Origin of the sequence: Sinomonas sp. ASV486 (assembly GCF_030908215.1) — a bacterium.
GTDB classification, from domain to species: Bacteria; Actinomycetota; Actinomycetes; order Actinomycetales; family Micrococcaceae; genus Sinomonas; species Sinomonas puerhi.
Genome location: NZ_JAVFJK010000004.1, coordinates 118,041 through 131,835 on the forward strand (window position 1 = coordinate 118,041; position 13,795 = coordinate 131,835).

Consider the following 13,795-nt stretch of genomic DNA (forward strand, 5'->3'; position numbering starts at 1 on the left):
CCCAACCTCGCGCTCAGGCCCCCGAATGGGCCTCGAGGAACGAGTACACCTCGGTCTCGTCGACCCCGGGGAAGGCGCCTGGCGGCATGGCCGCGAGCAGGTGCGAGTGCGCCCGTGCGGACGGCCAGGCGTTGCCGGACCAATGCTCGCTGAGCTCTGCGGGCGGGCGGCGGCAGCAGTCCGGATCGGGACAGCGTGAGACCGCGCGCGCCGTCGTCTCCCTCCCGCGGAACCACTTCACCTGGTGGTACGGGACGCCGATGCTGAGCGAGAATTCGCCCGTCGCGCTCCGCTCGGTGCGTGCCGTGCACCAGAACGTGCCGGTGACCGTGTCGGTGTACTGGCTGTAGGAGCTGAACTTGTCCGGCACGTCGAACACGGCGCGGCTCGTCCACGCCTTGCAGGACGGCTGGCCCTCGATCGCGCCCGTGTGGTCCATCGGGAAGTTGACGCCGTCATTCTCGTAGGCCTTGTAGATGATGCCCGACTGGTGCGTCTTCTGGAAATGCGTCGTGAGCCCGAGGTGCTTGGTCGCGAGGTTCGTGAATCGGTGGGCTGCCGTCTCGTAGCTGACGGAGAATGCGTCACGGAGATCGTCCACTGAGATCTCCTTGGCAGCCTTGGCCCGCTGAAGGAACTCGACCGTGGTCTGCTCCGGCAGCAGGAGCGCGGCCGCGAAGTAGTTGGTCGCGACCCGCTGCGCGAGGAAATCGCCATAGGACTTCGGCGTCTCGTGTCCGAGGACGTAGTGCCCGAGCGCCTGGAGCAACACCGAGCGCGGGTCATGGTCGGACCGCTGGCTGTGGGTGAGATAAATCCTGCGGTTCTTCAGGTCGGTCACACTCCGCGTGGAGTGGGGCAGATCGCCGACGTGATGGAGGGTGAACCCCAAGTGCGTCGCGATGTCCGAGATGGTGTGCTGGCTCAGCGGGCCCGAGGTGTAGCCGACCTGCGCGAGGACCCTCTGAGCCTCGGCCTCGTACTCGGGGAAGTAGTTACCCCGCTCGCGCATCATGCGGCGTAGCTCGCCGTTGGCTCGGCGGGCCTCCTCGGGGGTGGCAACCTGTTCGTTCATCTTGCGCTCGAGCTCGTGCAGGAGCCCGAGCTGGGCCTCGATCACGTCGAGCGGCAGCCGCGAGGAGACGCGGATCTTGGGGAGATTCAGGTTCTCGTAGAGCGGGCTGCGCTGATAGCGCTCGAGCTCGATCTCGAGCGCCGCGCGACGGCTCGGGGGCTCCGCGCCGAGCAGCGCATCGATGCCGACGCCGAGCGCCCCGGCGAGCTGCTGCAGGAGTCCCAGCTTCGGCTCGCGCTTGCCGTTCTCGATGAGGCTCAGCTGGCTCGCCGCCGCCCCGACTGCGGTGCCCAGCTCGTCGAGCGTGAGGCCGGCGGCCTTCCTCAGATGCCGCACGCGGCGGCCCAAGCTGATGACGTCGACACCGCCTCCCCCGGCAGAGGTCGGCGCGGCGGCGGGGGCGGCGGGGCGAACCCAAGAGGCTTGACGCGGCATTTCTTGAGGATACGTGAAGATCTACATTTCTTTCCAGCTCTTTTGTCTGTTGCAGGGGTTGCAGACACGGAAAAGTTGTTCTCACGAAGAACAAATCGCCCGGTGGCTGAGCGAAGCCGAAGTCATCGGAGGCCCGCAGGGGCCGAAGCACCCGAGTCGAAGGAGACCCGCCATGACCGCACAGCCCGAGCCCCAGAACCAGTCCCTCGAGCAGCAGGCCGAGGCCCTCAAGCTCGAGTGGTCCGCCGACCCGCGCTGGGACGGCTTGACCCGCGACTACAGCGCCGAGGACGTCATCCGCCTCCGCGGCCGAGTTCCGGAGGAGAACACGCTGGCCCGCCGCGGTGCGGAGAAGCTCTGGAAGTCCGTGACCGAGGGCCGCGCAGACGGCGAAGGCTACATCAACGCCCTCGGCGCCCTCACCGGCAACCAGGCCGTGCAGCAGGTCAAGGCGGGCCTCAAGGCCATCTACCTCTCCGGCTGGCAGGTCGCCGCCGACGCCAACCTGTCCGGCAACACGTACCCGGACCAGTCGCTCTACCCCGCGAACTCCGTGCCCGCCGTCGTCCGCCGCATCAACAACGCGCTGCAGCGCGCTGACCAGATCGAGTTCTCCGAGGGCAAGCAGACGGTCGAGGACTGGCTGGTCCCGATCGTGGCGGACGCCGAGGCTGGCTTCGGCGGCCCGCTCAACGCCTACGAGCTCATGAAGTCCATGATCCAGGCCGGTGCCGCCGGCGTTCACTGGGAGGACCAGCTCGCATCCGAGAAGAAGTGCGGCCATCTGGGCGGCAAGGTCCTCATCCCGACCCAGCAGCACATCCGCACCCTCAATGCTGCTCGGCTCGCCGCCGACGTCGCCGGCGTGCCGAGCGTCATCATCGCCCGTACCGACGCCGAGGCCGCGACCCTCATCACGACCGACGTCGACGAGCGGGACCAGGAGTTCATCCTCCGCGAAGGGGGACAGCCGGTGCGCACGGCCGAGGGCTTCTACCGGGTCAAGAACGGCATCGAGCCCTGCATCGCCCGTGCCAAGGCCTATGCCCCGTACTCCGACCTCATCTGGATGGAGACGGGCACCCCGGACCTCGAGCTCGCCCGGAAGTTCGCCGAGGCCGTCAAGGCCGAGTTCCCGGACCAGATGCTCGCGTACAACTGCTCGCCGTCGTTCAACTGGAAGAAGCACCTCGACGACACGACGATCGCCACGTTCCAGCGCGAACTCGGCGCGATGGGCTTCAAGTTCCAGTTCATCACCCTGGCTGGCTTCCACGCCCTCAACTACTCGATGTTCGATCTCGCCCACGGCTACGCCCGAAACGGCATGAGCGCGTACGTCGACCTCCAGGAGCGCGAGTTCGCCTCCGAAGACCGCGGCTACACCGCAACCAAGCACCAGCGCGAAGTGGGCACCGGCTACTTCGATCTGGTCTCCACGGCGCTGAACCCGAACGCCAGCACCCTCGCCCTCGTGGGATCCACCGAAGAGGGCCAGTTCCACTAACGCCGACTCGGCACGGACGTGCGACGGCGGTGGGCCGGGAGCCCCTCCCAGCCCACCGCCGTCGTCCAACACCACGGAGACCGCCATGAACAGCTTCAGCACCGACACCACGATCAACGGAGTGACCCTCACCGCGCAGCCCATCGCTCGCCAGCGTGAGATCCTCACCCCCGATGCCCTCGAGTTCGTCGCCCGTCTGCACCGGGCCACCGCCGACCGCCGCCAAGAGCTCCTCGAGGCCCGCCACGCCCGCCGCGCGGAGATCGCCCGCGGCACCGACCCGCGCTTCCCCCGTGAGACCGAGGAGATCCGGAACGACGCTGCCTGGCGCGTCGCACCGCCGGCTCCGGGGCTCACGGACCGCCGCGTCGAGATCACGGGACCGGTGGACCGGAAGTCGACCGTCAATGCGCTGAACTCCGGAGCCAACGTCTGGCTCGCTGACATGGAGGACTCGCTCACGCCCTCGTGGCGCAACCTCATCCAGGGCCAGATCAACCTCATGGACGCGCTGCGCGACCAGATCGACTTCAGCATCGGCGAGGGCGCAGCCCGCAGGGAATACCACCTCAAGCCCTTCTCTGAGCGTCCGACGACGGTGCTGCGCCCGCGCGGCCTGCACCTGCCGGAGAAGAACATGCTCGTGGACGGCAAGCCGATCGCCGGTGGGGTCATGGACTTCGGGCTGTACTTCTTCCACAACGCGGCCCGGCTCATCGCCCTCGGCCACGGCCCGTACTTCTACCTGCCGAAGATCGAGAACCGGTTCGAGGCACGCCTGTGGAACGATCTCTTCGTGGCGGCCCAGGACCTGCTCGGCATCCCGCATGGCACGATCCGCGCGACCGTGCTCATCGAGACCATCACGGCCGCGTTCGAGATGGAGGAGATCCTCTACGAGCTGCGCGACCACGCAGCCGGGCTCAACGCGGGGCGCTGGGACTACATCTTCTCCATCATCAAGAACTTCCGGACGCGCGGCCCCCGCTTCGTGCTCCCGGACCGCGAGCAGGTCACCATGACGCAGCCGTTCATGAAGGCGTACACCGAGCAGCTCGTGCGGGCCTGCCACCGGCGCGGCGCCATGGCGATCGCGGCCCCGGCGGCATTCGTGCCGAGCCGCAGGGATCCCGCCGCCAACGCCGAGGCGCTCCTGAAGACGCGCGCGGACAAGCTGCGCGAGGCCGAGGAGGGATTCGACGGCGCGTGGGTGGCGCACCCGGAGTTCGTCTCCGTGGTGCGGGACGCGTTCGATTCGGTCCTCGGAGACCGCCCGAACCAGCTGGACCGCCTCCGCGATGACGTGACCCCGGACGACCGCGCGCTCATCGACCTCGGCACGTGCCACGGCACGATCACGGAGGAGGGCATCCGCAACAATATCGAGGTGGGCATCCGCTACATCGAGACCTGGTTGCGGGGCAACGGCGCCGTGACGATCCACAGCCTCATGGAGGACGCCGCGACCGCGGAGATCTCCCGCTCGCAGATCTGGCAGTGGATCTATGCCCGGGCCATCACCGACCAGGGCGAGATCGTGTCCCGCGAGTGGGTCGAGGAGCTGCTCGATGAGGAGTTCCACAAGCTCGAGCGCTTCGACGGCGACCGCTTCCGCGACGCCCGCGAGCTCTTCGGCGAGGTGGCCCTCGGCACCGAGTTCCCGACCTTCCTCACCATGCCGGCCTACGCACGGTACCTGTGCGAGACCGCCGGCAAGGAGGACGAGTACGAGGCCGGCCTGCCCGAGCGCCAGTTCGCCCTCGTCGGCTGATCGGAGGCGCGGTGGCTGAGCGGAGCGGAGTCGAAACCCGCAACGCCGAGCCCGCGCTTCCGCCCATAGCTTCCCGGACCCTGCACGCTTCCATCGCAACAGGCACCCCGAAAGACGGGGGCAGGGATACCGGGGAACCCGTTGAGGGGCCGCCCAGCGTAGTGGTGCTGCGCTGGGAACGGCCCCTCAACTCACCCCCCGCCGCTGGTTGAGCACGGTCGAAACCCCGCGGGCGTCGCCGGAACCATCTGGTCGGCGCGAAACGGCATTTACCGCACGACGACGCCGCCCGCCCCATGAGGCGAGCGGCGCCGTCGTGCGTCTGCCGCTAGTGCGGGAACGCGACCTCGCCGATCAGGAAGTACAGCGCGAACAGCGCGGGCAGCCACGTCAGCAGGACGAGCACGGACCGCTCCGCCCGGCGGAACCAGGCGATCACGCCCGTCACTCCGGCCGCGATAGCAGCAGCGAAGCCCAGCACGACGACGTTCGAGAGAGCCATCATGGGCCCTTCGATGGCTGGGGCGATGGCACTGAGGATCGAGGGCACAGCAACCGCGAGCACAAGGCCCGCCGCAGCGAGCCCGACCGACCACCAGCCGAGACGGGTCTTCGGCGCGAAGCTGGGCTTCTCGTGCCTCTCGTGGAGCCTTGCCGAGGCAACCAGGATGAGCGCCGCCACCGTCACGAAGAACGCCACGGTGTAGACCCACGCCTTCGCGAACTCGGCCGTGACGAAGAAGACGGCCACAAAGAGGCCGAGTGCCACCAGCCCGACAGCCGCGGCGGCCTGACCGACTCTGGACCTCAGGAGCACTGCCATGATCCTCACCTTTTCGACTGCACAGACCTGGACGGGAACGAGCTGGACGGGAACTAGTACGGGAAGACCATCACGGCCACCGCGATGTACGGGACGAGCATCGCCGGGACAGTCATGAGAAGCACGAGCCACGAGCGTTCATGGTGCTTGAACCACGCTACGAGGGCTGCGATGCCTCCGCCGGCGAGCGCCACACCCAACACGCCCGAGAGACCCGAGGAGGCGACCGGGATGAAGACCGACAGTGCGCCGGCCGCGCCGAAGAGGACTGCGGCACCGACCACGAGGCCGACCGCCCACCATCCGAGCCGCGTCTGCGGCCTGAGCACGAGCCGGTCTCCCCGATCCTGGGCGCTGCCAGCGGCGAAGAGGACGAGGGCCGCGGTCACGGCCACAAAGGCCGCGTTGAAGAGCGGGGACTTCGCTGGTTCCCACGCGGGGACGAAGACAGCTGCAAAGAGCGCGAGGGCGGCAAGCGCCGCGACGGCCGCCGTTCTGCTGAGCCACGATGTTCGGACGAGGACTGCCATCGTTCTCACCTCCGGGAAGGAGCTGCCGGATGATCCGGCAACGACATTGTCCCACTTTTCTACAGTTTGTAGAAGAGTGGGAATAGTTCTCCGTCTGGAGAACTTGAAGCTTCTATGAACGTTGACATCTGGTCTGATATCGCCTGCCCGTGGTGCTTCATCGGCAAGCGCCGGTTCGAGAAGGCGCTCTCCGAGTTCCCGCATAGGGACCGGGTCAGCGTCACCTGGCACAGCTACCAGCTGGACCCCACCCTCCCGGACCACTACGACGGCACGGAACTCGAGTACCTCTCCCAGCGCAAGGGCATGCCGGCCGAGCGGGTCGCCCAGATGTTCGACCACGTGACGCAGGTCGCTGCGGGCGAGGGCCTCGCGTACGACTTCGGCCGGGTCGCCGTTGCCAACTCCTTCTCGGCGCACGAGCTGCTCCACCTCGCGAAGGCGAAAGACGCCGCAGGCGGAACGGACACTTCCCGCGGAACCGACGCTCGAGGCGGGACGACGGCCGACGCCGTCAAGGAAGCGCTGCTCTCGGCCCACTTCGAGCACGGCGAGGACATCGGGGCCCGCGACGTGCTGGTGCGGATCGGCACCGAGGCCGGTCTCGACGCCGACGAGATCAATGCCGCGCTCGACGCCGGCACCTACCGCGACTCCGTCCGCGCGGACATTGCCCAGGCGCAGGCCATCGGCATCCAGGGTGTGCCGTTCTTCGTGCTCGACAACAAGTACGGGGTCTCCGGCGCGCAGCCCGCGGAGCTGTTCACGCAGGCGCTCGAGACCGCCTGGCGTGAGGCCCACCCCCTCGTCATGGTCGGCCAGCCGGCGGCGGGTGCCGACGGCTCGGTCGATCCGGACGGCCTCAACGGTGAGGTGTGCGGCCCCGAGGGCTGCGTCTGAGCTGCGTTAGCCTTCGACGAGCATCCGGCCCACGATGAGCCGCATGATCTCGTTGGAGCCCTCCAGGATCTGGTGGACCCTCAGGTCCCGGGCGATCTTCTCGATGCCGTACTCGTGCAGGTAGCCGTAGCCGCCGTGGAGCTGGATGGCCTCGTTGGCAATCTCGAAGCCGGCGTCCGTGGCGACGCGTTTGGCGATCGCGCAGAGCCGGACGGCGTCCGGGTCTCCGCGGTCCAGGGCGTCGGCGGCACGGCGTAGCAGGGTCCGGGCCGCCTCGAGCTTCATCTCCATGTCCGCGAGGTCGAACATGAGGGACTGCTTGTCCGCAAGGCGGCCGCCGAACGCCGTGCGCTCCTTGAGGTAGGCGACTGTCTTGTCGAGTGCGGCCTGCCCTCCCCCCAGAGAGCACGCGCCGATGTTGAGGCGCCCGCCGTTGAGGCCCTTCATGGCGATGCCGAACCCGTCGCCCTCCTCCCCGAGCCGGTTGGCCGCCGGGACGCGGGCTCCCGCGAGGACCACCTGCCGGGTCGGCTGGGCATTCCAGCCCATCTTCTTCTCGTTGGAGCCGAAGGAAAGGCCCTCAGTGCCCGCCGGGACGAGGAACGCGGTGATGCCGCGGTGGCCCGTCGCGGCGGTCCGTGCCATCACGATGTACAGGGCCGAGGAGCCAGCACCCGAGATGAACTGCTTGACGCCCGTGAGCACGTAGTCGTCGCCGTCGCGCACCGCCTTCGTCGTGAGGGCGGCCGCGTCGGAGCCCGCGCCGGGCTCGGTGAGGCAGTAGCTGCCGAGTGACTCCATGGTCACCAGCTGGGGGACCCATTCCTTCCGCTGGAGGTCCGTGCCGAAGGCGTCGACCATCCAGACGACCATGTTGTGGATCGAGATGTAGGCCGCGATCGAGGGATCCGCCCTGGCCAGCTCCTCGAAGATCAGGGATGCGTCATAACGCGTCAGGCCGGTGCCGCCGTACTCCTCGCCTGCGTAGACGCCGCCTAGACCGATCTCGCCAGCCTCCTGCAGCACATCCACGGGGAAGTGCTTCGTCGCGTCCCATTCGAGTGCGTGCGGGGCGAGCCGCTCGGTGGCAAAGTCCCGTACGGCGCCGACAAGGTCGCGCTGATCCTCGGTGAGTTCGAACATGTCAGGTGGCTGCGGCCTTCTCGACCGAGAAGTCTCCACCCGGGAACACGACGGACTCATGCCCGTCGTCGAATCGGACGAGATAGGGCGGCTCCCCATTGGCGCCCTTCACCTCGACGATCTGCCCGTGCCGGTCCGCCGAGTCCACCGTCCGGCCCCTGATGACAATCCGGTCGCCCTGATGCAGTGCGTTCATGCGGATCACCTCCTGATGATGAGGTTACGTAACCCCTCGGCAGGCGGGAAGGGGTCGCGACGCGAGCGCCCGGCGTCGTGCGTCGGGACTTGCGCGGGTGGAGCCGGAGCGGATAGACCGGGTTCCATGAACACCGAACACAAGCCGGGGCCGAGCGAGTTCTGGGACGAGTTCTACAGTGAGCGGCAGCGGGTCTGGAGCGGCAAGCCGAACGGGGCGCTCATGCGCGAGGTCAGCATGATCTCGCCGGGGCGGGCGATCGACCTCGGGTGCGGCGAGGGCGCGGACGCGATCTGGCTGGCCGAGCGCGGGTGGACCGTCACGGGGGTGGACATCTCCGCGGTCGCGCTGGGGCGCGCCGCGGCGCACGCGGCCGAGGCCGGCGTCGCAGATCGGGTGACGTGGCTCGTGAGCGACCTTGCCGAGTGGGAGCCCGAGCAGACGTACGATCTCGTCACCGCGTCCTTCCTCCACTCCCCCATCGAGATGCCCCGCGAACGGATCCTCCTGGCCGGGACACGGGCGGTTGCGCCGGGCGGGACGCTGTTCGTGGTGGGGCACACGGCGTTCCCGCCGTGGGCTCGGCACGCGCACGACGACGCCCACATGCCTTCCGCAGACGAGCTCGCCGCATCGCTGGGGCTCCGCGCAGCCGACTGGGAGCTCGAGACGAGCACGTCCGAAGGGCGCGAGGCCACTGGCCCCGAGGGGCAGACAGCCGTCTTGACAGATGCCGTGCTCACGGCGAGGCGGCTCGCCTCCTGAGCCTCGCGTTCCGGATGGACCGCAGGACTCAGCCCGCGCTCGCCATGGTCGCAAGTGCCGCCTCGACGCCCGCAGGCGAGAGGACGTGCTGGGAGACGAGCCGGCTCGCACCCATGACGGCGGCCCGCTCGCCCGCACGGGAAAGGACGATGCGCAGGTTCGTCGTCGCGAGCGGAGGCGACCGGTGGTACACGACCTCGCGCACGCCGGCCATGACGTGCTCCCCCGCCGCAGCCATCGACCCGCCGATGACGATCACGCTCGGGTTGAGCAGGTTCACGCACGTCGCGAGCACCTCGCCGATGTCACGCCCCGCCTGCCGGAGCGAATGGATCGCGGTGATGTTGCCGTGGGCCGCGAGCTCGACGACGTCCGCGCCGGTGTTCGCATCGATGCCCTGGGCTGCGAGGGCCCGGGCGACGGCGCCGCCGGAAGCGAGCGCTTCGAGGCAGCCCACGTTTCCGCACCGGCACACGATGTCGGCGCCCCGGGCGACGCGCACGTGCCCGAGGTCGCCCGCGGTGCCGTCCGCACCGCGCTGGAGCTGGCCGCTCGAGATGATCCCCGAGCCGATGCCCGTGGCGACCTTGATGAAGAGCAGGTCGTCCACGTCCGGCCAGTATGCGGCTCGTTCACCGAGCGCCATGATGTTCACGTCGTTGTCGACGAGGACGGGAACGGGCAGCGAGCGCTGGACGAACCCGACGACGTCGAACCCGTCCCAGCCCGGCATGATCGGCGGCTTCACTGGACGTCCGGTCGCGTGCTCAACGGGTCCGGGCAGCCCGATCCCGACGCCGGCGAGTCGGCTCTCGGGGCGGCCGCTCTCGGCGAGGAGCTTCTTGCCGGACTCGACCACGTAGCCCAAGACCGCTTCAGGCCCGTCCGCCACCGGAAGCGGTGCCCGGCGCTCGGCAATCACGTCCCCGTTGAGGTCGGTGAGGGCAACGCGCACGTGACTCGCGCCGACGTCGACCGCCAGGACGGTACGGGCCTGCGGGTGGAAGGCGAAGCGCGACGGCGGCCTTCCGCCGCTCGAGAGCGCCTCGCCGACGAAGACGACGAGCCCCGAGTTGAGGAGCAGGTCGACCTTGCCGGCCACGGTCGAGCGGGCGAGGCCCGTGGTCATGGCGAGTTCCGCGCGGGTCCAGGGCCTGCCGTCGCGGAGGAGCTGGAAGAGGTCGCCGGCACGCGCAAGACTCCCCCCGGCCTCGGTGGCCGGCAGCGGGGGCGAGAGTGGCGACGTCATGCCACAGTGATAGCACGCCACGCTTCTGCATGTCACTAACCACAAAGAGTGACGGCGTTCAGCAATCTTTTGCTTGACGCTCGACATAAGTGGTTCTAGGCTCCGAGTGAAGCAGCTCACATTGAGCCGCTGACATCGACAGCTCAGGAGAAGCCACGATGCCAGACACCCCAGCGGTCCCCGACCATCCAGCGACAATCGGGGTCGGCTTCCTGGGCGCCGGACCGGTCACCCAGGCCATCCACCTCCCAAGCCTCGCGCGGCTGACGGACCTCTTCCGCGTCACGCACGTCATGGACGTCGACGCAGCCGTCGCCTCGACGGTCGCCGCACGGGTCGGCGCCCGTCACTCCGCCTCGATGGACGAACTCCTCGGCGACCCCGACGTCGACGTCGTGGCCATCTGCAGCCCGCACCAGTTCCACGCCGCGCAGGTCATCGCCGCGTGCCGGGCCGGCAAGAAGGCCGTCCTCTGCGAGAAGCCCTTCGCGGTCTCAGGCGAGGAAGCGGCCGAGATCGCGGCCGTCTCCGCGGAGACCGGCGTGCCGATCATCGTCGGCGCGATGCATACGTTTGACCCGGGCTGGCTGGCCGCCGAAGAGCTGTGGGGAGATCTCCCCGAGACGGCCCACACGCTGCGGTCATCGATCGTCCTGCCCCCCAATGCGCGCTTCGAGGACTTCGCAACCGAGGTCATCGCGCGGCCGGAGATGCCAGAACGCGACCTCAGCGACCCCGCGGTCGTCGCCGCGATGCTCGAAGGCGGCATCCTGGGCCTCGCGATCCACGATCTCCCGCTCGTGCGACGCTTCGTCCCCGACTTCACGGACCTCCAGGTGCTGCGCGCCGACATCGTGAAGCCGTTCGGGTACGTCTTCATGGTCCGGGCCGGCGGACGCACGATCGAGCTGGTCGCCGCAATGAACTCGACGTGGAAGCCGGACTGGACGTTCGAGGCGATCGGCCCGGACGCGGCGCTCAAGGTGAGGTTCACGCCGTCCTACGTCCAGGCGGGTTCAGCCGTCGCCGAGCACACCCGGGGCGGACGCACCACCATGGCCGGCCCCTTCGGGCACAACGGCTACGAAGGCGAATGGCGCCGCATCGCGGACATCGTCTCAGGCGTAGCCTCCGCGCCGGATCCGCAGGCCCTCATCGACGATCTGCGCTTCGCCCTCGCGATCGTCGAGGGATCCCACGCACGCGTGCTCGAGGCCGCAGCATGACCGCCCGGACCGCCTTCACTGTCAGCGCCTCCTCGGCCACCGGGATCCCCGGGCTCACCGAGATCGCCGCGTCGCTCCCGCTCTCCCTCGCGCCCTCGGACAGCGCACCGCAGATCGCCGCCGTGGACGGCTCGTCCGGCTGGGCGGTACGCGCCCAGAAGGCGCTCGACGCCGGGGCGCTGGCCGTCGTCGTCGGCTCGCCCGCAGCGCACGACGGCGATACCCACCTCGACGCCGTGACCGCGGGCCGCGTCGTGATCGCGTGGGAGTTCGCAGCCAACCCCGGCATCCTCGCCGCGGCCGAAGCGGCTGCGGCCTGGCGCGACCGGGCAGTCCTGGTCGACTGCACGCTGACCGTCCCGGATTCGGCGGGCCTCGAAGGGGCCCTGCTCGACTCCCTCACGGCCGCCCGCCGTATTGCCGGCGAGTTCGGGCCTCTGGCCACGGTGTTCTCGGGTCCCTCCGGCCGGCACCTCGCCGGCCGGCTGGACAACGGCGCCCCGTTGTCCCTCGGGATCGTTGTCAGCGGCGCAGTGCCCGCGTCGCTGCGCGTGCGCCTCCTGACCACCGATGGCGGAATCACCGTCGTCGTTCCGTCCGCTGCAACGGCCGCCCCGGCCGAGGCCCGCGTCGTCGGGCCGGACGGCGAACTGCTTCTGCCCACCCTCTGGGAGACCTCCCGCCGCGCCAGCTGGCGGCGGGCCATTGCGATCGCTGGCGGAGACTCCGTCTCCGCCGACACCGCCGAGCTCCACCGCACGGCCTCGCTGGCGCCGCCCCCCGCGGCCAGCGTCGCCACCGTCTGACATCAGTCACCTGCCCCACCCATCCACCGCAGCACTCCTCAACGACGAAGGACCCACCATGAGCGCATCCAAAACGACCTTCTCCCGCAGGGGCTTCCTCGGCCTTGCCGCAGCGGCGGCGGCCGTGCCGGCCCTGGCCGCGTGCGGCGGCGGCTCCGCCTCGGGCGGCAGCACCGGCGACATCAAGTTCTGGGACATGCCGTGGGCAACGACGGCCTACAACGACGCGGCGAAGGGGATCACCGAGGCGTATGCCCCGGCCTCGGGCAACGCCAAGGCGAGCTACCAGATCATCCAGTGGAACAACTTCTACCAGACCTTCTCCTCGGCGATCGCGTCCAAGACCGGACCCGCGGTGTCCACGGGTGGCGGCTTCCAGGCATTCCAGTTCGAGCAGCAGGGACAGATCGCCTACGCCGACAACGTCATCGAGGCCCTCAAGAAGAACGGCCAGTACGACGACTTCCTGCCCGGTGTGCTCGATCCCTTCAAGTCGGACAAGGGCTACGTGGCCGTCCCGTGGCAGCTCGACATGCGTGTGCTCTGGTACCGCAAGTCGCTCATGGACCAGGCCGGCGTCGCGCTCCCCACGGATTGGACCTCCCTCCTCGAGGTCGGCAAGGCCCTCAAGAAGGTCGGCGCGGTCGGCTTCGGGACCGGGTCCGGCTCGGGCAACAACTTCGGCAACCACACGATGATCATGATGATGGTCAACAACGGCGGTGGCGTCTGGACCCCGGACGGCCAGCTCGACGTCATGAACGACCGGAACGTCGAGGCCGTCGAATTCCTGCTCGAGCTGGTCTCGAACGGCATCATCGATCCGGCCGCCGTCGGATACACGACGGACAACATGTCCGCGCAGTGGAAGGACAAGAAGATCGGCTTCGGGATCTTCCAGGCCAGTGCAGACCAGCGGGTCGGCGACACCTCGGGCGACATGCTCGTCGCCAACCCCATTGCGGGCCCGCACGGCGACAAGGCCACGATCGTGTTCCCGAACAACATCATGATGTACAAGAACACCCCGTCCCAGGCGTCCTCCGAGGCGTTCCTCGTCTACTACATGGGCCAGCTCAAGCAGCTCTGGCAGAAGAAGCTCATGGCGGCGCTGCCCGTGTTCAAGTCGATCACCGAGACCCCCGAGTTCACGAGCAACCCCAACAACGTCAAGATCGTCAAGGACTGGCAGCCGATCGCGAAGACCTTCGCCTCGCGGGGCACGAAGATGAACGCGAACCTCGCCGCGCTCGACGGTGGCCAGGCGCTCAACCAGTTCACCCAGACCATCCTGACGGGGAAGTCGGACGCCAAGACCGCCCTCCAGGCGTTCCAGACCGGCCTGCAGTCCGTCCTCAAGTCCTGAAAC

13 protein-coding genes are annotated in these 13,795 nt (G+C 68.8%); 7 read left to right on the forward strand and 6 right to left on the reverse strand.

What is annotated here, in order from left to right; translation table 11 throughout:
• Positions 1–13 precede the first annotated feature (13 nt).
• Positions 14–1,510, reverse strand: a complete 1,497-nt coding sequence (locus RBS60_RS07115; RefSeq protein WP_307956847.1) for a helix-turn-helix domain-containing protein — start codon at positions 1,508–1,510, stop codon at positions 14–16.
• A gap of 172 nt (positions 1,511–1,682) precedes the next feature.
• Here RBS60_RS07115 and aceA point away from each other — a divergent pair, with 172 nt between their 5' ends.
• The gene (gene aceA / locus RBS60_RS07120; protein WP_307956848.1) at positions 1,683–3,017 is read left to right on the forward strand and encodes an isocitrate lyase; all 1,335 of its coding nucleotides are present in this window, start codon (positions 1,683–1,685) and stop codon (positions 3,015–3,017) included.
• A gap of 85 nt (positions 3,018–3,102) precedes the next feature.
• Complete coding sequence (gene aceB / locus RBS60_RS07125; protein ID WP_307956849.1) at positions 3,103–4,788, forward strand: malate synthase A; 1,686 nt, start codon at positions 3,103–3,105, stop codon at positions 4,786–4,788.
• A 328-nt stretch (positions 4,789–5,116) separates the two neighbouring features.
• Here aceB and RBS60_RS07130 read toward each other — a convergent pair whose 3' ends face one another.
• Both RBS60_RS07130 and RBS60_RS07135 read right to left on the reverse strand, forming a co-directional pair.
• Positions 5,117–5,611 carry a hypothetical protein gene (locus RBS60_RS07130; RefSeq protein WP_307956850.1) on the reverse strand — a complete coding sequence of 165 codons (495 nt, stop codon included), beginning with the start codon at positions 5,609–5,611 and terminating at the stop codon, positions 5,117–5,119.
• Between the two features lie 53 nt (positions 5,612–5,664).
• Positions 5,665–6,141, reverse strand: a complete 477-nt coding sequence (locus RBS60_RS07135) for a hypothetical protein (RefSeq protein ID WP_307956851.1) — start codon at positions 6,139–6,141, stop codon at positions 5,665–5,667.
• Positions 6,142–6,255: 114 nt separating this feature from the next.
• On the opposite strand from RBS60_RS07135, the gene RBS60_RS07140 reads away from it, so the two are divergent.
• On the forward strand, positions 6,256–7,041 hold the full coding sequence (locus RBS60_RS07140) for a DsbA family oxidoreductase (RefSeq protein ID WP_307956852.1): 786 nt from the start codon (positions 6,256–6,258) through the stop codon (positions 7,039–7,041).
• 6 nt (positions 7,042–7,047) lie between these two features.
• On the opposite strand, the gene RBS60_RS07145 is transcribed toward RBS60_RS07140, so the two are convergent.
• Together RBS60_RS07145 and RBS60_RS07150 are read right to left on the reverse strand one after the other, a co-directional pair.
• The gene (locus RBS60_RS07145) at positions 7,048–8,184 is read right to left on the reverse strand and encodes an acyl-CoA dehydrogenase family protein (RefSeq protein WP_307956853.1); all 1,137 of its coding nucleotides are present in this window, start codon (positions 8,182–8,184) and stop codon (positions 7,048–7,050) included.
• Position 8,185: 1 nt separating this feature from the next.
• Positions 8,186–8,380 carry a DUF1918 domain-containing protein gene (locus tag RBS60_RS07150; protein WP_307956854.1) on the reverse strand — a complete coding sequence of 65 codons (195 nt, stop codon included), beginning with the start codon at positions 8,378–8,380 and terminating at the stop codon, positions 8,186–8,188.
• A 126-nt stretch (positions 8,381–8,506) separates the two neighbouring features.
• Here RBS60_RS07150 and RBS60_RS07155 point away from each other — a divergent pair, with 126 nt between their 5' ends.
• On the forward strand, positions 8,507–9,145 hold the full coding sequence (locus RBS60_RS07155) for a class I SAM-dependent methyltransferase (RefSeq protein ID WP_307956855.1): 639 nt from the start codon (positions 8,507–8,509) through the stop codon (positions 9,143–9,145).
• Positions 9,146–9,173: 28 nt separating this feature from the next.
• Here the strand turns inward: RBS60_RS07155 and RBS60_RS07160 are convergent, their stop codons facing one another.
• On the reverse strand, positions 9,174–10,394 hold the full coding sequence (locus RBS60_RS07160; RefSeq protein WP_307956856.1) for an ROK family protein: 1,221 nt from the start codon (positions 10,392–10,394) through the stop codon (positions 9,174–9,176).
• A 158-nt stretch (positions 10,395–10,552) separates the two neighbouring features.
• Here RBS60_RS07160 and RBS60_RS07165 point away from each other — a divergent pair, with 158 nt between their 5' ends.
• From RBS60_RS07165 to RBS60_RS07175, 3 genes are read left to right on the forward strand one after another with little or no spacing between them, the layout of a single operon-like run.
• Complete coding sequence (locus RBS60_RS07165; protein ID WP_307956857.1) at positions 10,553–11,620, forward strand: Gfo/Idh/MocA family oxidoreductase; 1,068 nt, start codon at positions 10,553–10,555, stop codon at positions 11,618–11,620.
• Positions 11,617–12,426: a hypothetical protein gene (locus RBS60_RS07170; protein WP_307956858.1), complete on the forward strand. Its 810-nt coding sequence runs from the start codon at positions 11,617–11,619 to the stop codon at positions 12,424–12,426. The genes RBS60_RS07165 and RBS60_RS07170 overlap by 4 nt, the downstream gene beginning before the upstream one ends.
• Before the next feature lie 58 nt (positions 12,427–12,484).
• Entirely contained in the window at positions 12,485–13,792 is a 1,308-nt protein-coding gene (locus RBS60_RS07175; RefSeq protein ID WP_307956859.1) for an extracellular solute-binding protein, read from the forward strand.
• Positions 13,793–13,795: the final 3 nt, after the last annotated feature.